Here is a 21,069-nt window from a genome sequence, read left to right as displayed (position 1 = left end):
ACATCCGCAGGACTGACGGATACGCCTGCCCCGCCACGCCGGAAGTTTAGGATTCGGCGTTTAAGGGCGCATTAAACATGCGGCTCAATTGCTTCTCACGGGCACGATCTTGCCTTCGATCTTCGGCAGCTCGGCGCTCGCCTCCGGCTTGTCGGCGCCGGCCCGGCGGGCGAGCTCGACGGTGAGCCGCTCGGCCGCCTCCGGCGTCATCAGGCCGAGGATGTCCGACATCTTGCGGGGCGCGATCTGCGAGGCGATCTCGATCAGCACGGACATGTCGAGCCGGTCGAACACCTTGGCGGCGTCCTTCGGCTTCATGCCCTCGTACATCGTGACGATGCTCTTGAAGCGGGCGTTGTCGGCCTCAGTCTTGGCGGCCTGCGCACCGGAGATGCGGCTCTCGATCGCCTTCATCTCCTCGGTCTTGGACTGGATGCGCTGCTCAGCGGCGCGCAACAGGCTCTCGCGGATGTCGATCTCGCGCTGGCGCGATTCGAGCTCCTGCCGGCGCGACTGCAATCGCTCGAGGATCGCCTTCTCCGCCGGCGAGACCTGCTGCTGGTTCTCCTCAGGCTTGATCACGACGCCGTCGGGCTTGGTGTCGGGAGCGGCGGGCTTGGGCGCCTCCTCCTTCTTCTCCTTCGGAGCGCCGTGGGTCGAACCGGTGATGATGTCATTGTCCTCGCGGCCCGGATAACCCAGGTTCTCCTGAGCCCAGGACCGCTTCGAGGCTTGCGGGTCATAGTCGAACACGTAGCCGCCATCGATGACGAGGCCAGCCACCTTCAGGACCGCGAGGCAAGCCACCGCGATCAGGACGACGGGAATGACGCGGATGTTACGGAACGCATTCATGCGGCGAGGCCACCGGTCCTTCGACGTTCAGAGAATGCCTGCGCCGCGGCGGCAACCGCCTTGGCGCCGGAGACGCGTACCGGCTCGGTCGTGATCGCCGGCACCGGCGCGGGCGCGGCGACCGGCTCGGAGGCGGCCTCGGGCGCGGTGATCGGGCGGGCGGCGCTGGCGATGCGCGACAGACGGCGGACCACGCCGTCGCTCTCGGCGAGCTGCTTGCGCAGCTGGTCCGACATCTGCGTCGCGGCGGCGAGCTGATTGCCGAGATTGTCGTTGACGTCGCGCACCGCGAGCTTCAGCCCGCCGATCGCGCGCTCGGCGATCTCGGTCGCGGTGATCAGCTCGGCGATCACGGCTTTCAGCGAATGCTCGTCCGCCTTCAGCCGCTTCAGCCTCGAGTTCAGCAGCATGCAGTAGCCGATGGTCAGCACCAGAAGGACCGCCACCAGGCTTTCGATGATCAATCCGAGGGAGTGGTTCATTGGGCCTCCATCAACTTGTTCTGGCCTTCGGCGCCTTCAAACATCGCAAGCGTCGTATTCGGCTTGCGCAAATTCTTGGTGACACGGATCGCGACGCGGTCGCCGACCCGGCCCATCCGCCCTTCCGTCAGCATCGTGCTGCCGCAGCGGACCGCGACCAGCGCATCGGGACGGATATCGAGCGGCAGCGTGTCGCCGACCTTCAGCTTCATCAGCTGCTTCAACGGCACGTCGGCCTCGTACAACACCGCGTCGACGGCGATCTCGGCCTGCGCGATCTCGGTGGCGAAGTGGCCTTCCCAGACGGGATCGCGGCCGAACTTCTCGCCCATGAACATCTGCAACAGGACCGGCCGGATCGGCTCGATCGTCGCATAGGGCAGCAACAGCTCGATATTGCCGCCGCGGTCTTCCATGTCGATCCGGAGTTTCACCAGGATCGCGGCATTGGCGGGCCGGCTGATCGCGGCGAACCGCGGATTGGTCTCGAGCCGGTCGATGGTGAAGCGCACCGGCGACAGCGGCCGGAACGCCTGCTCGGCGTCGCTCAGCACCACCTCGATCAGGCGCTTGACGAGATTGGTTTCGATCGTCGTGTAGGGCCGGCCCTCGACGCGCAGCTGGGTGTTGCCGCGGCGGCCGCCGAGCAGCACGTCGATGATCGAATAGATCAGCGTCGAGTCGACGGTGGCGAGGCCGAAATTCTCCCACTCCTCAGCCTTGAACACGCTGAGCACGGCCGGCAGCGGGATCGAATTCATGTAGTCGCCGAAGCGGACCGAGGTGATGCGGTCGAGCGAGACTTCGACGTTGTCGGAGGTGAAATTGCGCAAGGAGGTCGTCATCAGCCGCACCAGGCGGTCGAAGACGATTTCGAGCATCGGCAGACGCTCGTAGGACACCATCGCCGAATCGATGATGGCGCGAATGCCGGAATGGTCGTCGAGATTGACCTCGCCCGCGGTGAAACCGAGGAGATTGTCGATCTCCTCCTGCGACAGCACCCGCTCGCCGCCGTTCTTGGTGGCGCCGAAATCGCGGCTGCCGTCCTCGACCATCGCAGCCCATTGCAGGGCCATCGATTCCGTGAGTTCGTTGGCTGCTGCGGCTTCCGCGGCCTCTGTGGGATCCTCCGAATCGAGCGAGGCCTCCCATTGCGCGGCTATCGCATCTTGGTCGACTTGATCGTTGCCTGCCATGATCTTGCGCGTCCGTGCCTTACTGAATCACGATTTCCTTGAACAACACCGCGTTGACCTGGTTGGGCGCCAGCGCGACGTTGACCCGCTTCGTGAGCTCCTCCTTCAGCCTGAACAGGCCCGCCGAACCGTTCAGATCGCTCGGCCGGAGCTCCCGCAGATAGGTCTGGAAGATGTCGGTGACGCGCGGCAGCGTCGGCTTGATCGTCTCGACCTGCTTCTCCTCCTTCACCTCCAGCACGATCTTCACCTTGAGATATTGCACGCGGTCGCCAGGATTGCCGACCAGGTTGACCAGCAGGTCCGGCACCTCGACGAAGGCCGGCGGCTTCGGCGCCGGCGCCGCCTCGGCGTGATGCTCATCGTTCTTGTGGCTGAAGAAAAGGAAATAGGCCGCGCCGCCGATGCCGAGCAATGCCAGCGCACCGACGATCATGATGATCAGCTTGAGCTTGCTCTTGGGCGAGCCGACTTGCTCCTCGCCTTCGGCTGCTCCGGCTTCGTTCTCGGCCATAGCTTTCGGATCCTTCCGGAAAATCGAGCCGATGCCGCCAGAAAGCTTGATGACGCGAAACAAACGCTCCCAGCGCATCTGCGCTTTGTTGAGGGAACGCTACGGTAACAATGGTTAACGGAAGCTTTCTTTTGTTAAGGGAGTGGGAAAATCTTGCCGGGCAATTATGGTTAGCGAGACGTTATTGCCGGGCGTTTCGAACCCCGGCAAAAATCCAACCCGTTGATATCCATACCATTTCGGAGTTGGCACGGCTTTCGCTGTACCCCTTGTGAACCCGCCGGCTTGGGAGAGCTGAACGGTTCATAGAAGACCCGATCGAGACCGCCTTGGGAGAGGTGCCGCGACCGGGATTCGTTAAGAGGGGAGATCGACCGGTGGAGAATGCGCTTCTCATCGGATTGTCGCGGCAGATGGTGCTGGAGCGACAACTCGACGTCGTTGCCAACAACGTTGCCAACGTCAACACCAACGGCTTCAAGGCCGATCAGCAGCTGTTCGAGGAGTATCTCTCCTCCGGCGCGCACGAAGACAATTTTCCGGGCGCCGCCCGCAAGGTGTCCTACGTCCAGGACCGCGGCACCTACCGCGACTTCACGCAAGGCTCGATGGAGCGCACCGGCAATGCGCTCGATGTCGCCGTCACGGGCGACGGCTTCCTGACGGTGCAAACCGCCGCCGGCGAGCGCTACACCCGCGACGGCAATCTGCACATGAACAATATCGGCCAGCTCGTCACCGCGGCCGGCGACCCCGTGCTCGGCACCGGCGGCCCGATCGTGTTCCAGCCGACCGACCACGACATCAACATCTCGCCCGACGGCACCGTGACCGTGGTCGAGGGCGTCAACCGCACCGACTCGATCCGCGGCAAGCTGCGCATCGTGAACTTCGCCGATCCGCAAGCCGCCCAGAAGCAGGGCAACAACCTCTACTCCGCCGTCGGCGGCGCCACGCCGCAGCAGGACACCAAGTCGACCGTCCAGCAGGGCTACATCGAGAAGTCGAACGTCAGCGCGGTCGGCGAGATGAGCAAGATGGTCGAAGTGATGCGTGCCTACACCCAGGTCGCCAACATGCTGCAGGTCCAGAGCGACATGCGCAAGAGCGCGATCGAGAAACTCGCCGACGTTCCGGCCTGACCGCAGAGATTGAAGGAGACGTAAGATGCAGGCGCTTCACACCGCTGCGACCGGAATGGCGGCCCAGGAACTCAACGTCCAGGTGATCTCCAACAACATCGCCAACCTCCGCACCACCGGCTTCAAGAAGCAGACGGTGGCGTTCCAGGACCTGATCTACGATCACCAGCGCCGGGTCGGCGCACAATCCTCGGACCAGGGCACGATCCTGCCCGTCGGCATCGACATCGGCGGCGGTGTCAAGACCGTCGGCACGCCGCGCTCGATGACGCAGGGCACGCTGTCGCAGACCGGCAACGACCTCGATCTCTCGATCACGGGCGAAGGCTTCTTCAAGGTGCTGATGCCGGACGGCACCTTCCAGTACACCCGCGACGGCACCTTCCAGATGGACAACCAGGGCCGCATCGTCACCGCACAGGGCAACCCGGTGCAGCCGACCATCACGATCCCGCAGAACGCCTCGGGCATCACCGTCAACGCGCAGGGCCAGGTCTCGGTGACGCTGCCGGGCTCGACCACCTCGAACATCATCGGCCAGCTCCAGGTCACCCGCTTCATCAACAAGGCCGGCCTGCAGCCGGTCGGCAACAATCAGTTCACCGACACGCCCTCCTCCGGACCGCCGCAGGACGGCGTCGCCAACCAGGACGGCCTCGGCAGCATCACCCAGGGCAGCCTCGAGCAGGCCAATGTCGACGTCGTCAGCGAGATGAGCGAGCTGATCGCCGCCCAGCGCGCCTATGAGATGAACGCCAAGGTCATCTCCGCCGCCGACCAGATGATGCAGTCCACGACTGCGCTGTTCCGCTGAGCATTGAGGGAGATCACGATGATGACCCGCTCCGCCCGTCCCTTCCTGCTGGCAGCCGCCCTGCTCGCCTCGACCGCGCTCTCGGCCTTCGCCGGCGAGGCCGACGACCAGATCAAGGCGCCCGTGCTGCGCGCCTCCGTCAACGTCACCGGCGACATCGTGCGCGTCGGGGACCTGATCGAGAATGCCGGCGTCGCGGCGAACGTCGCCGTCTACCGCGCCCCTGATCTCGGCACCACCGGCGTCCTGTCCGCCGCGCAGGTGATCGCGACGCTGCGCAGCCATCAGGTCATCGGCGTCGATGTCCGCGACATCAAGGAGGTTGCGGTCACGCGGCTCGCGCGCGCCGTCGACGCCAAGGAGATCAGCACGGCGGTCGCCCAGGCGCTCGATCACCGCAACGGTCTCGGTGATGCGGCCAACCTGAGCATCAGCTTCGACCAGCCGGTGCAGGACCTGAAGTTCGACGCGTCGAGCAGCGGCGCACTGGCGCCAACCAACGTCCGCTTCGATCCGCGCAGCGGCCGCTTCGACATCACCTTCGAACTCGGCAATACCAGCGGCGCCAACCCCACCAAGCTGCGCTACAGCGGTTTCGCGATCGAGACCGTCGAGGCTGTCGTGCTGACGCGCAACATCGACCGCAACGAGATGATCCGTTCCGGCGACCTGCAGGTCGAGCGGCGGCCGCGCGCCGAACTCGGCGGCGCCGAGCCGGCCTCGCGCGAGTTCGCTGTCGGCATGCAGATGCGCCGCCCGGTGCGTGCAGGCCAGGCGCTGAAGACCACCGACCTGGCCAAACCGGACCTGGTGCAGCGCGACCAGGCCGTGACGCTAATCTACCAGACCGCCGGCATCTATCTCACCACGCGCGGCAAGGCGCTGGAGTCAGGCACCGAGGGCGACATCGTCAACGTGCTCAACCTGCAGTCCAAGCGCACGGTGACCGGCCGCGTCACCGGACGCGGCCAGGTCTCCGTCGACATCGCCGTCGCCAAGCCGGCGCAGACCTCCGAAGCCGACCTCGCCGCCCCCGTCTCCGTCGCCAGCCGCCTGCCCACCTCCGCCACCCCGAAAGCCGAGTAAGTTTCATGTCGAAGTTCAAGTTTGATGGTCAGGGCGTGTCGGGTCTGCGGCGGGTTGCGCTGATCTCGGTCTCCTTCGCGGTGCTGTCGGTTGCCGGCGGATGCTCCTCGATCGACCGCATCAGCCAGATCGGCGAGCGGCCGAAGCTGACCGAGATCGACAATCCGACCACGCAACCGGGCTACAAGCCGGTGCAGATGCCGATGCCCAAGCCCGAGACGGTGTCTTATGCGCCGAACTCGCTGTGGCGCAACGGCTCGCGCGCCTTCTTCAAGGACCAGCGCGCCCGCCAGGTCGGCGACCTCCTGACCGTCACGGTCAGCATCTCCGACAAGGCCAACTTCGCCAACGAGACCCAGCGCAGCCGCACCAACAAGGAAGACTCAGGGATCACCGACTTCGTCGGCTCGAAGACGCTCGGCGCCACCGGCAAGAACATCCTGCCCGGCCGCATCCTCACCGCCGACGGCACCTCGTCCTCCGACGGCAAGGGCACCATCCAGCGCTCGGAATCCTTGACCACCAGCGTCGCCGCGGTCGTGACCCAGGTGCTGCCGAACGGCAATCTGGTCGTCGAAGGCAAGCAGGAGATCCGGGTCAACTACGAGATCCGCGAACTGATCGTGGCCGGCATCGTGCGCCCCGAGGACATTCAAAGCGACAACACGATCGACAGCACCAAGATCGCCCAGGCCCGCATCTCCTATGGCGGCCGCGGCCAGATCTCCGACGTCCAGCAGCCGCGCTACGGCCAGCAGGTCATGGACATCCTGCTGCCGTTCTGAGGCGAACTCCAACGTCAAGGACCGGGCGGGCCTCTCGCCCGGTCGCTCAACCAGGCCGCTGACGCCTCCCCGTCGGCCATCGAAGCGAGGACCAGAGTCACGACGAAATCCCTCCCCTCCGGGAGGGTCGGACAAGGGATGAGCCGAGCGCGACACCGGTCATGGCGCATGACCCCCGCAGCCGCCGCCCTTCTCCCGAAAACGAGCTCCCACATTGCCCAATGCGAACCTAGGCGCGGCGGGTAATGTATACGCGGCCTCCGGTAGCTCCCCTGCCGGAGGCCGTGTTCGTTTTACCTACACGAGCGCGCTTGACGGGAGATACCCCAAAGTTCACTATTTGTTCCTGCGGCGCTTGGACGTTAGTGCTCCCTCATGCTGAACGTTAATTGCGTTGCGTACCAAAAATGGTACAATCCGATGAAGCGATTGCCGGCATTCTTCTACGCCCTTCCTTCCGGCCGCGAGCCGGTACGCGATTGGCTCAAGGAGTTATCGATGGAGGATCGCCGGGCGATCGGCGAGGACATCAAAGATGTCGAATTCGCCTGGCCAATCGGGTTGCCTCTCTGTCGGCCTCTGCGGGAAGGTCTTTGGGAGGTGCGAAGCAACCTCGCGCAAGGCCGGACTGCTCGCGTGATCTTCTGTGAGCAAGACGGCCGGATGATCCTGCTGCACGCCTTCATCAAGAAGAGCCAGAAGACGCCGGCCCCCGATATCGAGTTGGCCATCAAGCGGATGAAGGACATTGCATGACGCGGACACCGAAGAAGAGCGGCAAGGTCGGCTCCGCCTTTGACGATTTTCTGAAGGAGGACGGTCTCTACGAGACTGTGACGGCGAGGGCGATCAAGCGCGTGCTCGTCCGGCAGCTCGAAGAGCTGATGCAGCGCGAGGCCCTCTCCAAGACTGAACTGGCTGCACGGATGGAGACCAGCCGGGCTCAGCTCGACCGGTTGCTCGACCCTGAGAATGAGTCCGTCACCCTCGGTACGCTGGCGCGCGCTGCCAGAGCTGTAGGACGTCATCTGCGCATGGAGCTCGTCTGATTGGCCTTCGCCTGGACGACCGCCTCACCGGCACAATCGGAGACGTTCCGCGGCGGGCTCGCTTGGACGAGCCAGCATGAGTGATGCGGTCCAACGCGCCAGGCCTAGGTCAGCCCGGCCTATCCAAACGCCGCCTCGACCACGCCCAGCCCGGCCAGCTCCATTCGCACCCGGTCGCCGGGCTTGAGCCAGACCGTCTTGACCAGGCTGCCGGTCAGCACCAGCTGTCCGGCTTCGAGCCCGTCGCCGCGCGAGGCGAGATGGTTGGCGAGCCAGGCGAGCGCGTGCAGCGGGTGGCCGAGCACGTCGGCGCCGGTGCCCTGCCCGGCCAGGGCATCGTTCACGAAGGCGCGGCCCTGCACCGCCGCGAGGTCTCCCGCCGCATCGCGCGGAACGGCGGGGCCGAGCACGCAGCCTGCGGCGAAGAAATCATCGGCCACCAGGGTCGGGGCGCCCATGGTTTCCCATTGCACGTAGCGGTCGTCGACGATCTCGATCGCGGCATGGCAGTCGCCGATCGCGTCACCGACATGGGCGATCGTGAACGGCGCGTCGAGCGGCAGCAGGTCCTTGGCGAGCCGCACCGCGATCTCGCATTCGACCCCGACACGAACGAAGTCGGCCGCCCGGAGCGTCACGCCCGAGGCGTGCACACCGCCCGCAAACACGCCTCCGGCGCAGGGATGCGGGATGCCAATGTAGTCCTGCATCACCTTGCTGGTGCAGCCGATCTTGTAGCCGGCGAAATCGCCGGCGTGCTCGGCGAGCAGCCAGTGAGCCTCATGCTGGATCTCATAGCCGGCGGCTTCATCCTTCGGCTGAAGGTGAGACGGCAGCGCCGCCAGCGGCGTCCTCCCGCGGCGGGCGGCCACGATCAATTGCGCGGCGGCCAGGACCTCGTCTGCTCCCATGATCGTTCAACTCCCGCTGTCGGCCGCCCGAAGCGGCCTCTCAGAATTTATGGTTAACGGCCTGTCACGACGCAGCTTTTGCTGCCCGCTCATCCTTTGTCGCGGCCGCTTCGCACGCGTTGGAAGCGCCCGCCCCGCCGTTCAGACGGTGCTTGAACCGCCTCACGGCCGCACCAGGCCGAGCTTCAGCAGGCTCTCCGCGGTCGCGGTGATGATCTCATCATTCGGTCGCGGATTCCAGCCGAGCAGCCGACGCGCCTTGTCGCTCAAGGCGGCGCGGCGCAGTCCGAGCAGCGGCTTCACGTCGCGCAACTGGGGAACGCCGAGCGCCGCGAGCCGGGCCAGCCAGTTCGGCATCTCCAGCCGCGGCGCGCGCCGCCCCGCTTCGCCCATCCGCCTCCGCAGCACGGCCGCGATCTCGATGATCGACAAAGGCGGCCCGGCCACCGCCAGGAACCGCTCGCCTCTCGCGGCGGGGTCGGTCATCGCCCGCAGATGCAGGTCGGCGACGTCGCGGACATCGACAAGGCCGAGATGAATCTTCGGCGCGAGCGGCGCCCGGCCCTGCATCAGCGCCTGCACGAGCGCGATCGACGGCGAGAAATCCGGACCCAGGACCGGGCCGAGCACGGCGACCGGGCAGATGGTCGCAAGCTCGAGCGCGCCGCCCTCGCGGGCGAGAAACTCCCAGGCGGCACGTTCCGCCAGGGTCTTGGACTTCGGGTAGGGCTGCACGTCGGGACCGTCGAGATCGGTCCAATCGGCCTCGTCGAACGGTGTTGCGCGCTGCCGATGGCCGTAGGCGACGGCGGAGAAGGACGAGGTCAGGACCACACGCTTGACCCCGGCGTCGCGTGCCGCCCGCAGCACCCGCAAGGTGCCGTCGCGCGCCGGCACGATCAGTTCGTTCTCGTCCTTCGGAACGTAATCCGGCAACGGCGAGGCGACGTGGAGGACATGGTCGCAGCCCCGCGTCGCGGCTGACCAGCCGTCATCGCGGGTCAGGTCGGCGGCATGGAACGAGACCGCGCCGGCATCAGCCGCGCCGCCCCCCGCAAGCATGGCCTGGACCTCGCTCTGCCGATCGAGGCTGCGCAGGGTGGCGCGGACGCGGTGGCCAGCGTCAAGCAGTTGCAGGATGACGCGCGTTCCGATGAAGCCGGAGCCGCCGGTGACCAGAACCTCGCTCATCGCACGCACCCTTTGAGCCCGCGTTGTGAGCCCACCTCTTGGCCGCTGGTCAAAGCATGGCAGAGCGTGATGGCGGGGCCATGTCAGGATGGTTCGAGCTCGACGCCCGGACCTCTGCAGTCTGGCTGCCCGCTGATTGCCGGCCGATCAGTTCGCTTCGCTGAGCGCCGCAGCAGCGCCCTCCCCGCGGTTCTCCAGCCAGGGTAGTTCGAACTGGCATGTCAGCCCGGTCTCGGAGAAGGTGCGCTGCAGATGCCTGACCGTGCGGGTCAATAGCCGGCTGCCGAAGCCCACCACCGGCGGCTCCTGCGCCGCCGGTCCGCCGGTTTCCTGCCAGCGCACATGGAGTGCGTCCGGCCCAAGCGACCAGCCCACCTCGACACGGCCGTCGGGGGTGGTGAGCGCGCCATATTTGCTGGCATTGCAGGCCATCTCGTGGATGACGAGCGCAAGCTGCGTGGTCAGCTCGACCGGAACCAGGATGGTCGGGCCGCTCAGCAACAGCTGATCCGGCGCGCTGGCGAACGGCGCCACCTGGCTCCTGATCAGCGCGGCGAGATCGGCGCCCTGCCAGTCGTTCTCGGCCAGGCTGGTGTGCACCGTCGCCAGCGCATGCAGCCGCGAGGTGAAGTCGCGGACCTTGGCGTCGTGCCGCGGCAGCAGCTGATGCGCCAGCGATTGCACCACGGCGAGGCTGTTCTTCACGCGATGGGCGAGCTCGTGCACCAAGAGCTCGCGCTTGCGGTCGGCCTCCTTGGCCGCGGTGACGTCGATGTTGACGCCGATCATGTACGGATCGCTGCCGCCTTCGCCGCCCAGCATGCGGGCGCGCGCCTCGATCCACCGGATCGAGCCGTCGGGCAGCGGCACCCGCCATTCTGAATCGAGCTCCCCGGTGATCAGCGCCTGCTTGTTGTCCCGGTCGGCACGCGCTTGGTCCTCGGGGTGCACAAGTGCCAGCCATGCATCATAGGTCCCGGGGAACGTCTCCGGCGCAAGGCCATAGAGCTCCTCGATCTCATCGGACCAGTGGCTGGCGCCGGTCCTGCCGTCCCAGGTGAAGGTGCCAAGCCGTCCGTATTTGGCGGCCAGCTTGAGCTGCTCGGCGGTGCGCGAGGCGTCATCCTTGGCCTTGGCGAGCAGGCGGAAATTATCCTGGATGATGCGCGAGCTCTCGGCCTGGGCCTGCTCGGCAGCCGCAAGGCGTGCGTTCAGCGCACGCACCTCCGGCGGATCGGACGGCGCCGCCGCGCCGGGGACCGCACTCTTGACCGCGATGCTGTCGAGCGGCCGGGCGATGCTGGCCGCGATTCCGGCGGCCAGCAGCAGCGCCAGCGCGCAGATGGTCGTCGCCGCAATGGTGGCCGTCTTGACCGTTGAAGAGATGGCCTGCGCGAAGGCGCCCTGCTTGATGCCGACGCCCACGGTCCAGCCGCTCAGCTGCGGATGCGCATTGGCGTTGATGATGCGGTCGCCCTCGATCGAGGGGAATTCGGCGATGCCGTCCACCTTCGCGTTCGCCCGCCAGCCGGCCGATGCAGGCTGCCCCGTCGTCGTCGCGTTCTTGGGGATGCGCGAAATGTACCGCCCGTTGGCATCGATGATGCCGACCAGCCAGTCGGCCGGCAAGTCCTGCTGGGCGAGCAGCCGCGTGTAGTTCGCGGCCGGCATGGCGATCGACAGGCAGCGGAATGGCTTGCCGTCCTTGAAGACGGGAATGTCGACGGTGGCGACCCACTCACCCGAATTGGGACCGGTGAACACGTCCGAAATGGAGGGCCGCCCGGTTTCGAAGGCGCGGTGCTGCGAGCGCAGGCCTTCCGACGTGCGCTGGCCGAGCGGCTTGCCGGGGGCGGCCAGGGTATTGAGCAGCAAGCGCCCGTCGGCATCGGAGACGATGATCCAGGAGTCGCCGGTCACCAGGCCGACCCGGCGTGCCTCGGCCTCGAAGTCAGCCAGATTGTCTGCGTTCAGATCGGGAGACGTCCCCAGCACCTCGGCCAGCGCGATGTAGCGCCGGACTTCGGCATCGACCGCGCCCGAAATCGTCTGGGCCGCATAGGACAGGCCCCGGCGGATCGAGACGTCGGCGGATTGAGCCATCGAGACGATGACATAGGCAATCAGCCCGACGCAGGGCAGGAACAGAATGCCGGCGAGCAACAAGAGGCGTCCCTTGATGCTCAAACCGCCATAGGAGCGTTGGAGCGTGGCCAGCAAGCCTCCGCCCACGCTTTCCGGTATGTCCAGTTCCCGCATGGTCCCCCGCGGCTCGTTCCAAGAAGGAACCGCGATCAATTCCGGACGTGCGGAAAAGTTCCTTGGCGGCGGGAAGAAAGAACGACAGAGACGTTGTCCGCACCCCAGCTGTCGCCCAGCCATACAGTGCATCGTCTATTCGACACGCGGCCCATGGCGTGGCGACAACCATATATGGCAACTGCGGCCGCACCCGGCAGGCGGCCGCAATTCCTGCTCGTCGGGTCAGTACCGCGACCTATTCGTCGCGGTAGACCTTTTCACGCTTTTCGTGGCGTTCCTGCGCCTCCACCGAGAGCGTCGCGATCGGACGGGCTTCGAGCCGCTTCAGCGAAATCGGCTCGCCGGTCTCCTCGCAATAGCCGTAGGTGTTGTCTTCGATGCGCTGGAGCGCGGCGTCGATCTTGGAGATCAGCTTGCGCTGGCGGTCGCGGGCGCGAAGCTCGATCGCCCGGTCCGTCTCCGACGACGCACGGTCGGCGAGATCGGGATGGTTCACGTTCTCCTCCTGCAGAGCCTGCAGGGTGAGCTTCGATTCGCGCAGAATCTCCTCCTTCCATGCCAGCAGCTTGGCGCGGAAGTAGTCGCGCTGGCGTTCGTTCATGAAAGGCTCTTTTTCGGAAGGTTTGTAGTTCTTCAACTTTTCCAAGGTCAGCCCATCTGTACGTGCTGGCGCCGGTCTCGGCACCGGCGGACGGAATACGCCCGTTCGCGGCCGCGTTATATAGCGGCGTCTTGTGACAGACAATATTTCCATCGACACGGGCGCCCCGCCGTCCTGCCGTTGTCCAGCCCAAATTGCGGCCGGCCGGCGGGGCGCGCCAGGGTCCTTGGGGCTACCTCAGTAACCGACCGTGAAACGGGCCCGCCGATGCGCCGGACGCTCGATTTCGTCGGCCATCGCCACGGCGAAGTCCTCGAAGGTGATGAAGCTCTTGCCCTCGGCGTCGACCAGCAACTGGTCCGTTCCGAGGCGGAACTTGGCTGTTCGGGCGCCGAAATCGATCATCGCGGACGGCGACAGGAAGGTCCAGTCGAGATCCTTCTCCTGGCGCAGGCGGTCGAGGAACGCCGCGCCCTTCTCCGCTTCGGCCTTGTAGATGGCCGGAAAGTTCGGCGTCGTCACCAGCCGCACGCCGGGCGCGACCTCGAGCGAGCCGGCGCCCCCGACCACGAGGTAACGAGATACGCCTGAATCTTTGGCGGCGCCGATCAGCGCCTCGGCATCGCTCGCGAGGAAGTGGATCGAGCTGATCGCAACGTCATGGCCGGCCCACAGCTTCGCGAGCGCGGCGCGGTCTTTGGCATCGCCCTGCACGGCCGTGACGTTGGCGTGCTTTTCGATCTTGTCGGGATTCCGGACGATGCCGGTGACCTGATGGCCGCGATTGGCGAGCTCGGCGGTAATACGCGACCCGGCCCGGCCCGAGGCGCCGGCAACGGCGATCTTCATGCTGCAACTCCTTCGTTAGCGATCGTTCGCTCGGACCGGAGGCTCTGGACGAGGCCCTCTTGGTATCCGATAGTAACTAGATAGCGGAACGAATGCTGGTGTTAAGAGCGCACTTTGAGATCACCAGGTCACGCCGGAGTAACCGATGCGAGCCCCGAACGTCTATTCGGCCCTGTGCCCCACCCGACAGATCCTCGATCGCGTCGGCGACAAATGGGCCGTGCTGATCCTCATCCTCTTGCGCAACGAGCCGTTGCGTTTCAATCAGTTGCGCCGCTCGATCGAAGGCATCTCGCAGAAGATGCTCTCACAGGTGTTGAAGAGCCTCGAGCGCGACGGGCTGGTGCGGCGGCGCGCGATCGCGACCGTTCCTGTGACGGTTGAATATTCGATCACATCGCTTGGATTGACCTTGGCCGCGGCAGTCGATCCCCTGCGCGACTGGGCCGAGCAGCATCTGAAGGACGTCATGGCCGCCCAGCGGCGCTACGATGCGCAGGCGACGTCGAAAGCAGCCTAGAGCATGATCCGGAAAAGTGCGCAGCGGTTTTCCGACAAGATCATGCGCCGACAACGACCCAAAGCGCGATGATCTCATCGCGCTTTGGTCGCTTCAGCCCTGCCCGGCCTTGGCGAGCTCGACCTCGACGCGCAGTTCGATCTCCGAGAGGATCGCATCCAGTCCCGGCTCGCCCGACGCCTGCTTCAGGTCGGCCGCCGCGTCGCGCAGCCGCAGCGCCATTGTCCTGTCGAGCTTGCCGGACAACAGAGACAGCTTGAGGTCATCGAGCACGTCGAGCGCGCGCTTGCCGCGCTGGACCGAGCGCTTGCGGCGCTCGGCCGGATCCTCCTCGATGCCCTGCAGCGCCAGCAGCGCATCGATGTTCGCGGTCTGCTTCGGTGCAAGGGTCGCGCGTGTCTCCTGCGTCGTCCCGGCGTCAGGCAGCTTGAAGCCGCCTGACGACGTCTTCCGCGTGGAGCTGGTCGACGTGTTCAGCGTCGTGCCGTTCGGTCCGTAGATGCGCATCGGTGGCTCCCCGCAGGCTCTCGCGTGTCGGTGCGGAGATTGGCTGCGTCGTGGTTAACGGTGCGTAAATGGCCCGGCAAATTCTGCCGGGGCGGCAGCTTCGTTCCTCCGGGCTCACCCGGAATGGCAACAAGTCGCGAGATCGATTTCACACTCTTTCAATGAGTTAGCCGGGAGCATCGCTCTGGCACGGCCCTCGCATAGTTAACGCCGATCATGCGGTCATGGGAGTGGCCACCTGATCACTTGCAGAGTTCGAGGGGAGCATAGGATGCGACGCGTCCGATTTACGCGCCTGTTTCAGGCCGCTTGCGCCGCCATGCTGGCGCTGGCCTCTACTGTCATGTCCGCACATGCGACGTCGCGGATCAAGGATCTCGCCAATATCGAAGGCGTGCGCCAGAACCAGTTGATCGGCTACGGCCTCGTGGTCGGCCTCAACGGCACCGGCGATACGCTGAACAACATTCCGTTCACCAAGCAGTCGCTGCAGGCGATGCTCGAGCGCATGGGCGTCAACATCCGCGGCGCCACCATCCGCACCGGCAACGTCGCCGCCGTCATGGTCACCGGCAACCTGCCGCCGTTCGCCACGCAGGGCACGCGCATGGACGTCACGGTGTCCGCGCTCGGCGACGCCAAGAACCTGCAGGGCGGCACGCTGCTCGTCACCCCCCTGCTCGGCGCCGACGGCAACGTCTATGCGGTCGCGCAAGGGTCGCTCGCGATCTCCGGCTTCCAGGCTGAGGGCGAGGCCGCCAAGATCGTGCGCGGCGTGCCGACCGTCGGCCGCATCGCCAACGGCGCCATCATCGAGCGCGAGATCGAGTTCGCGCTGAACCGGCTGCCGAACGTGCGGCTGGCGCTGCGCAACGCCGACTTCACCACGGCGAAGCGGATCGCAGCCGCCATCAACGATTTCCTCGGCGTCAAGACGGCCGAGCCGATCGACCCCTCGACGGTGCAGCTCAGCGTCCCCGCGGAGTTCAAAGGCAATGTCGTCGCCTTCCTGACCGAGATCGAGCAGTTGCAGGTCGATCCTGATCTGGCGGCCAAGATCGTCATCGACGAGCGCTCCGGCATCATCGTGATGGGCCGCGACGTTCGCGTCGCCACCGTCGCGGTGGCGCAGGGCAACCTCACCGTCACGATCTCCGAAAGCCCGCAGGTCAGCCAGCCCAACCCGCTGTCGCGCGGCCGCACCGTGGTCACGCCGCGCACCAGCGTCGGCGTCCAGGAGGACGGCAAGAAGTTCGCGATCGTCAGGGACGGCGTGTCCCTGCAGCAGCTCGTCGACGGCCTCAACGGACTCGGCATCGGCCCGCGCGACCTGATCAGCATCCTGCAGGCCATCAAGGCCGCCGGCGCGATCGAAGCCGACATCGAGGTGATGTGATGGCCACCTCCTTCGTCGACTCCTATGCCGGCCGCGTGCCACTCAGCATGCCGTCTGCCGCCGCCAGGACGACGCCGCGCACCGATATCGAGCTCTCGGAAGCCCTGACCAAGGTCTCCCCCAAGGCCCAGGCCAAGGCCAAGGCCACCGCGACCGACTTCGAAGCGATGTTCCTCAACTCGATGTTCTCGCAGATGACGAGCGGCGTGAAGGGCGAGGGCCCGTTCGGCGATACGCCGGGCACCGGCGTCTGGCGCTCGATGCTGACCGAACAATATTCGAAGAACTTCGCCAAGGCGGGCGGCGTCGGCATCTCCAACGACGTCTTCCGTACCCTGATCCTGCAGCAAGCCAAGAACAGCAACTCCGGCAGCAACTCAGCCAGCAGCGCCGGCACAGCCAGACCGTAACCGTAAGCGTAGACATCGCGGGGGTCGCAGCGCCCCACGCCGACAGGAGTTTCGAATGAGCGCACAGGGCCCGGCGAAGAAGACCACCTACACGGCCGCCGCGAGCGCGGCGGAGGCGCGCACGCTCGCAGATGAGATGGTCAGCGTCATGAGCGAGCTGATCGCGGTCATCGAGCAGGAGACCGAGCTGGTCCGCGCCGGCAAGCTGGCCGAAGGCATGGCGTTCGGTCCGAAGAAGACCGAGCTCTCGCGTCACTACGTCACCACCGTCGGCCGCCTCAAGGCCAGCCAGAATTTCATGAAGCAGACCGCGCCGGAGCTGCTCGCGACTCTCCACCGCCACCATGACACGTTCAGGGCGATGCTGCAGGTCAACCTGACCGTCCTCGCCACGGCGCATGCGATCTCGGAAAAGATCGTGCGCGGCGTCAATGCCGAGGTGCAGCGCAAGAACATCCCGAGCACCTATACCGCCGGCGGCCGCCGCGCCGCGCCCGGCGCGCGCCACCTCACCCCGCTCGCGGTCAGCCGCACACTCTGACCTTCGGCGGCGCCGAGCCGCCCTCCACTCCACGTTTGAGAGCCGTGCCGCCCCAAGGGGCCGCGCGGCTTTCGCCGTTTAACACTCGAATAAGCTTAAAAGGCCGGCGCGCCACACAACGCGACGTTCATTCTATTTCCTAACATAACGTTGATTGGTCATCGGCATAGTTGCAACGGGATAGGGTTGGGAATTGACTCGATGGCCATGAGGAGGCTGCCATGAGTTCCGATTTCAGCGTGAGACCAGTAGGGGCGCCTGCGGCGGCCCCGTTGATCCAACCGTCGAGTCAGGCGGTGGCGAGCGCTGTTCCCACGGACCTGCCTCCAAGCCAGACCGTGACCGCCGCCGACAGCGGCGTCCCGGTGCGCAACGACGTGCCGGCGCATGCCGCCAACGAGCTGTTCGTGTCGCACCAGGCCTATTACGACCGGGCAGCGGCAGCGATGGTGTTCCAGGTGGTCAACCGCAGGAACGACCAGGTCGTGGCGCAATATCCGGACGAAGCCGTGCTTCGCCGTCGGGCCTACTTCAATACGCTCGATATGCAGAAGGATCTGCAAAAGGAAGATACGCCGCGGGTGATGCCGACCGACCGGACCGCCTGACACGAGCCTCGGGGCGTGCGCGCACGCCACGCCCACCTGCGCGCCGCCCGATGGGCGGTGCAGTCATGATGAGGCCGCGATGTCCCTCGAGCTCGTCCGGGGCGCGTAAGAGACGCCGAGACGGCTCTCACCGGGAGCAGCGTCAGTCACCACGTTCTTGACCCGGGCCGGGCTCCTCGCCCCCCAGCGTGAACGTCGTATCCCAGCTCTGAACGCGCCGTCCTTGATCAGCACGTCCGGAGACTTGCTCACGCCGTCGCTCGCTTGGCGAACCTTGGCCCACAAGCCCTCCATTTCGGAGATCGTCCGCATGAAGGGCCTCTCGGTGGCATGTTAGCCGCGCCGGCTGGTCCGACAGAGCGCCGGATCGACGTCGACATTCTGCTGGTGCTGTGCGCCGTGCCGAGCACGTTCGACTTCCTGGAGGCGGACAGGATGCTGGTGATCTCAGCCACGGCGATGCCGCCCCTGCCCCGTCCGTCGATCAGCTGCGGCCGGAGAGGCCCGCAGCAATGTGGCAGTTGATATCGATCAGCGACTTCAGCTTCGCCGGATCCGGGTCCATCTGCATCTCGATCGTCTGCTTCATGACGAAGACGCCGATATTGGCAATGTTCTGCCGGATGTCGAGCGGGTTCGGATTGTCCTCCGCTTCCATGGCGCTCATGAAGATCGTCCACAGGCGGCGATTGAACAGCAGCGCCTTGTACATGCTGCGATCGGGACCATTCCAATTGGCCTGGACTTCCTGCAGCTGCCGTGCCGCCTTCAACAATGCTTGCGCTTCGATCTCCCGTGGTGATGCCGTCGTTTGCGACGTGCGTGCATAGGCTTGAGCGGCATATGACATCAAGTACTCCGGACTGACGCTGGGACACCAACAAACTGCACGGATTTTGTACGTTGCGTGCCTTTAAAATATGGTTAGCAGCTGTTAGCGGATTTCGCCTCTCGATATCAGCAGATACCGAAAACAACCGTGCCTGCGAGATCTCTTAACATGGTGCGAACGCACCGATTCAAATTGTTCGAAAAAAAGTCGACGCGCATTCGCCGCGTATGACGATCGACGGAGCGTCTATAAGACGCGTTCGCGCAACAGGCGAAGGGATCTCGGCCGCGAACGGATACGCCCGCGGCGCCAGCAAAGCATGAGCCTACGAGCAAAAGCAAAAGCGGCGGGCAAGGCCCGCCGCTTCGCAAGAGTTGGGATCGTCGCCGCAGCGCTTAGCGCAGCAGCTGCAGCACGCTCGCCTGCGACTGGTTGGCCAGCGCCAGCGCGGAGACTGCGATCGACTGGCGGGTCGACAGCGCCTGGCTGTTGGCGGCCTCTTCGTTGGTGTCGGCCAGAGTGAGGTTCGACGAGCCGGTCTGCAGCACGTTGATCAGGTTCTTGTTGAAGTCCTGACGGATCTGCACGATCGATAGATTCGAACCGAGCGACGATGCTTCGGAGCGGATCGAGGTCGAGGCGCTGTTCAAGGTGGTGAGCACCTTGTTGGCGGAGTTGCTGTCGAGGAAGTCGGTTCCGACCACCAGCGCCGAGAGGCCGAGGCCGGTGCTGTTGAACGTCACGCCGGTGATGTTCAGGGTCGACCGGCCGGTCTCGTTGAAGGTCAGCTTCAGCGTGTCGCCGTTCAGCAGGTTGATGCCGTTGAACGATGCGTCCTGCGCCGTGGTGTTGATCTGCGCCAGCACGTTGTTGTACTGCGCGATCAAGCCTGCGCGGGTCGTCTGCGAGTTGGTGTCCGCCACCGGGGTGGACGCCGTCACGCCGTTGAACGCCTGGCTTGCCGCTGTCGAGGAGCCGGCCACTGCGCCGATCGTCGACGACGCTGCCTCGTTGGTGGTGAGGATCGTCAGTTGCCCGGTCGTGCTCAGGCTCGCCTGCAGATTGTTCGTGGCGAGTGCAGTGTTCAGCTGCGCCAGAGTCGATATCTGCGAAGCGCCCGTGCCGAATGTGATGTTCGTGGCGACGCCGCCTCCTGTCGAGGCGATGGTGAGTGTCTGTCCTGACAATGCAGGCGGGTTGCGTGTGGTCGTTCCGGCCGTCAATCCGAGCTTGGCCAGGGCCGTACCCGATATCGTCAGATCCTGTGCCGTACCCGTGGCAACCGATATCTGGCCGCCGGTTACCGAGGAGGGCGTCGCAGTTGCGCCCGTCACCGAGTCGATCGCGGCAAGCAGATTGCTGACCGTGTCGCCGACGCCGATATTGGTTCCGGCCGAGACCGAGCCGGCGACGAAGGTGAAGACCACGCCGTTGACCACCAGGGTGTCGCCCGTCGTGACGCTGCTCGCCAGATCGTTCGAGCTCGAGCCCGGCGTACCCGACAACCTTGTCGTGCCGGTGATGGCGACCGGCGTGGTGTTGTCGTTATTGACGGCGCTGCCGACCACGAACTTGTTCGACGAGCTGCCCAGCAGGTTGTTGGCTGTGGCGCCCGGAATGACGGCGGAGGTGACGCTCGACTTGGTCGTGTAACCTGTGGGCGCCTGGAGGACCTGGCTCGCGATCGACTTTGCGCTGTCGACCAGCTTCTGGAGCGAGGTCAGACCGGTATTCGCCGCCTGCAGAACCTGGACGCCGTTGCCGATGCTGTCGAGCAGATTCGCAATATCGCTCGCGCGGTTGTTGAGCGATTGCGCGGTGAAGAATTCGGTGGGGTTATCGAGCGCCGTGTTGACCTTGTTGCCGGTGGCCAGGTTGTTTTGAGTCGTGGCCAGCAGCGATGCAGTGTTTTGCAGCGCCAGCAGGTTTTGGCGAACCGAAGCCGAAAGAACGATACCGGACATGTTTGTGAAACCTTCCTAGTTATTCACCAGGCGGTTCTAGAACAGGTACTTTTAAAACATGGTTAATGGCACTTTAAATTTCTTGCTTAACGCCTGGTTACGGCGGTGGCCGCGGTCTCCCCCCTGCTCTCCAACCAGTATTGATACGGGCCAAGGCCTTGAACCAGGCGCAAAAAAAGCGGCGGGGGTTTCCCCCGCCGCCTTCCGATGTTTGTTTGAGAACGCCTTAGCCTTAGCGGAGCAGCTGCAGCACGCTGGCCTGCGACTGGTTGGCGAGCGACAGCGCGGACACCGCGATCGACTGGCGGGTCGACAGCGCCTGGCTGTTCGCCGCTTCCTCGTTGGTGTCGGCCAAGGTCAGGTTCGACGAACCGGTCTGCAGAACGTTGATCAGGTTCTTGTTGAAGTCCTGACGGATCTGCACCACCGACAGGTTCGAACCCAAGGTCGAGGCTTCCGAGCGCAGCGTCGAGCTGGCGCTGTTCAGCAGCGTGATCACCTTGTTCGCCGAGTTGTTGTCGAGGAAGTCGGTGCCCGAGGTCAGGTTCGAG

General features: G+C 65.2%; 24 protein-coding genes. 11 read left to right on the top strand and 13 right to left on the bottom strand.

The annotated features are described in order from the left end of the window. Window positions 1–84: 84 nt before the first annotated feature. Genes NLR35_RS24100 through fliL form a run of 4 tightly spaced genes read right to left on the bottom strand, consistent with a single transcriptional unit; the run spans window position 85 to window position 3,050 of the window. A complete protein-coding gene (locus NLR35_RS24100; protein WP_257169027.1) occupies window positions 85–855 on the bottom strand; it encodes a MotE family protein in 771 nt (256 codons plus the stop codon). Next, the gene (locus NLR35_RS24095) at window positions 852–1,337 is read right to left on the bottom strand and encodes a DUF6468 domain-containing protein (protein WP_257169026.1); all 486 of its coding nucleotides are present in this window, start codon (window positions 1,335–1,337) and stop codon (window positions 852–854) included. Before NLR35_RS24095 ends, NLR35_RS24100 begins: the two co-directional genes overlap by 4 nt. Continuing rightward, window positions 1,334–2,536, bottom strand: a complete 1,203-nt coding sequence (fliM, locus tag NLR35_RS24090) for a flagellar motor switch protein FliM (RefSeq protein ID WP_257169025.1) — start codon at window positions 2,534–2,536, stop codon at window positions 1,334–1,336. Before fliM ends, NLR35_RS24095 begins: the two co-directional genes overlap by 4 nt. Window positions 2,537–2,555: 19 nt before the next feature. Beyond that, on the bottom strand, window positions 2,556–3,050 hold the full coding sequence (gene fliL / locus NLR35_RS24085; RefSeq protein ID WP_257169024.1) for a flagellar basal body-associated protein FliL: 495 nt from the start codon (window positions 3,048–3,050) through the stop codon (window positions 2,556–2,558). Window positions 3,051–3,427: 377 nt separating this feature from the next. Here fliL and flgF point away from each other — a divergent pair, with 377 nt between their 5' ends. From flgF to NLR35_RS24055, 6 genes are all read left to right on the top strand, one after another. Beyond that, a complete protein-coding gene (gene flgF / locus NLR35_RS24080; RefSeq protein ID WP_257169023.1) occupies window positions 3,428–4,192 on the top strand; it encodes a flagellar basal-body rod protein FlgF in 765 nt (254 codons plus the stop codon). A 25-nt stretch (window positions 4,193–4,217) separates the two neighbouring features. Beyond that, a complete protein-coding gene (flgG, locus tag NLR35_RS24075; RefSeq protein WP_257169022.1) occupies window positions 4,218–5,006 on the top strand; it encodes a flagellar basal-body rod protein FlgG in 789 nt (262 codons plus the stop codon). 18 nt (window positions 5,007–5,024) lie between these two features. Next, the gene (gene flgA, locus NLR35_RS24070) at window positions 5,025–6,092 is read left to right on the top strand and encodes a flagellar basal body P-ring formation chaperone FlgA (protein ID WP_257169021.1); all 1,068 of its coding nucleotides are present in this window, start codon (window positions 5,025–5,027) and stop codon (window positions 6,090–6,092) included. A 5-nt stretch (window positions 6,093–6,097) separates the two neighbouring features. Then, window positions 6,098–6,877, top strand: a complete 780-nt coding sequence (flgH, locus tag NLR35_RS24065; RefSeq protein WP_257169020.1) for a flagellar basal body L-ring protein FlgH — start codon at window positions 6,098–6,100, stop codon at window positions 6,875–6,877. Between the two features lie 375 nt (window positions 6,878–7,252). After that, entirely contained in the window at window positions 7,253–7,633 is a 381-nt protein-coding gene (locus NLR35_RS24060; protein WP_257169019.1) for a type II toxin-antitoxin system RelE/ParE family toxin, read from the top strand. Continuing rightward, complete coding sequence (locus tag NLR35_RS24055) at window positions 7,630–7,926, top strand: helix-turn-helix transcriptional regulator (protein WP_257169018.1); 297 nt, start codon at window positions 7,630–7,632, stop codon at window positions 7,924–7,926. The genes NLR35_RS24060 and NLR35_RS24055 overlap by 4 nt, the downstream gene beginning before the upstream one ends. 119 nt (window positions 7,927–8,045) lie before the next feature. Here NLR35_RS24055 and NLR35_RS24050 read toward each other — a convergent pair whose 3' ends face one another. The 5 genes from NLR35_RS24050 to NLR35_RS24030 form a co-directional block, all read right to left on the bottom strand. Continuing rightward, window positions 8,046–8,837: a 2-keto-4-pentenoate hydratase gene (locus NLR35_RS24050; RefSeq protein ID WP_257169017.1), complete on the bottom strand. Its 792-nt coding sequence runs from the start codon at window positions 8,835–8,837 to the stop codon at window positions 8,046–8,048. 162 nt (window positions 8,838–8,999) lie between these two features. Next, window positions 9,000–10,028, bottom strand: coding sequence for an aldehyde reductase (locus tag NLR35_RS24045; protein ID WP_257169016.1), 1,029 nt, complete (start codon window positions 10,026–10,028; stop codon window positions 9,000–9,002). Window positions 10,029–10,175: 147 nt separating this feature from the next. Continuing rightward, window positions 10,176–12,248: a sensor histidine kinase gene (locus tag NLR35_RS24040; RefSeq protein ID WP_257169015.1), complete on the bottom strand. Its 2,073-nt coding sequence runs from the start codon at window positions 12,246–12,248 to the stop codon at window positions 10,176–10,178. A 277-nt stretch (window positions 12,249–12,525) separates the two neighbouring features. After that, window positions 12,526–12,891: an RNA polymerase-binding protein DksA gene (dksA, locus tag NLR35_RS24035; RefSeq protein WP_170323279.1), complete on the bottom strand. Its 366-nt coding sequence runs from the start codon at window positions 12,889–12,891 to the stop codon at window positions 12,526–12,528. 237 nt (window positions 12,892–13,128) lie between these two features. Further along, window positions 13,129–13,740 carry an NAD(P)-dependent oxidoreductase gene (locus NLR35_RS24030; RefSeq protein WP_257169014.1) on the bottom strand — a complete coding sequence of 204 codons (612 nt, stop codon included), beginning with the start codon at window positions 13,738–13,740 and terminating at the stop codon, window positions 13,129–13,131. Window positions 13,741–13,885: 145 nt separating this feature from the next. On the opposite strand from NLR35_RS24030, the gene NLR35_RS24025 reads away from it, so the two are divergent. Beyond that, a complete protein-coding gene (locus tag NLR35_RS24025; RefSeq protein ID WP_257169013.1) occupies window positions 13,886–14,260 on the top strand; it encodes a helix-turn-helix domain-containing protein in 375 nt (124 codons plus the stop codon). Window positions 14,261–14,353: 93 nt separating this feature from the next. Here the strand turns inward: NLR35_RS24025 and NLR35_RS24020 are convergent, their stop codons facing one another. After that, the gene (locus NLR35_RS24020) at window positions 14,354–14,767 is read right to left on the bottom strand and encodes a flagellar assembly protein FliX (RefSeq protein ID WP_257169012.1); all 414 of its coding nucleotides are present in this window, start codon (window positions 14,765–14,767) and stop codon (window positions 14,354–14,356) included. A gap of 271 nt (window positions 14,768–15,038) precedes the next feature. Here NLR35_RS24020 and NLR35_RS24015 point away from each other — a divergent pair, with 271 nt between their 5' ends. The 4 genes from NLR35_RS24015 (at window position 15,039) to NLR35_RS24000 (ending at window position 17,722) form a co-directional block, all read left to right on the top strand. Continuing rightward, the gene (locus tag NLR35_RS24015) at window positions 15,039–16,163 is read left to right on the top strand and encodes a flagellar basal body P-ring protein FlgI (RefSeq protein WP_257169011.1); all 1,125 of its coding nucleotides are present in this window, start codon (window positions 15,039–15,041) and stop codon (window positions 16,161–16,163) included. Continuing rightward, on the top strand, window positions 16,163–16,573 hold the full coding sequence (flgJ, locus tag NLR35_RS24010) for a flagellar assembly peptidoglycan hydrolase FlgJ (protein WP_257169010.1): 411 nt from the start codon (window positions 16,163–16,165) through the stop codon (window positions 16,571–16,573). The genes NLR35_RS24015 and flgJ overlap by 1 nt, the downstream gene beginning before the upstream one ends. 55 nt (window positions 16,574–16,628) lie before the next feature. Next, on the top strand, window positions 16,629–17,114 hold the full coding sequence (locus NLR35_RS24005; RefSeq protein ID WP_257169009.1) for a hypothetical protein: 486 nt from the start codon (window positions 16,629–16,631) through the stop codon (window positions 17,112–17,114). A gap of 221 nt (window positions 17,115–17,335) precedes the next feature. Beyond that, entirely contained in the window at window positions 17,336–17,722 is a 387-nt protein-coding gene (locus NLR35_RS24000; RefSeq protein ID WP_257169008.1) for a hypothetical protein, read from the top strand. A 484-nt stretch (window positions 17,723–18,206) separates the two neighbouring features. Here NLR35_RS24000 and flaF read toward each other — a convergent pair whose 3' ends face one another. The 3 genes from flaF to NLR35_RS23985 form a co-directional block, all read right to left on the bottom strand. Beyond that, complete coding sequence (flaF, locus tag NLR35_RS23995) at window positions 18,207–18,572, bottom strand: flagellar biosynthesis regulator FlaF (protein ID WP_257169007.1); 366 nt, start codon at window positions 18,570–18,572, stop codon at window positions 18,207–18,209. A gap of 377 nt (window positions 18,573–18,949) precedes the next feature. After that, a complete protein-coding gene (locus tag NLR35_RS23990) occupies window positions 18,950–20,518 on the bottom strand; it encodes a flagellin (protein WP_257169006.1) in 1,569 nt (522 codons plus the stop codon). Between the two features lie 232 nt (window positions 20,519–20,750). Next, the coding region (locus NLR35_RS23985) for a flagellin (protein WP_257169005.1) at window positions 20,751–21,069 on the bottom strand (319 nt) is incomplete at its 5' end.

The sequence above is a fragment of the Bradyrhizobium sp. SRS-191 genome (genome assembly GCF_024586915.1).
Classification (GTDB): domain Bacteria; phylum Pseudomonadota; class Alphaproteobacteria; order Rhizobiales; family Xanthobacteraceae; genus Bradyrhizobium.
This window is presented reverse-complemented; position numbering and strand designations above follow the sequence as displayed.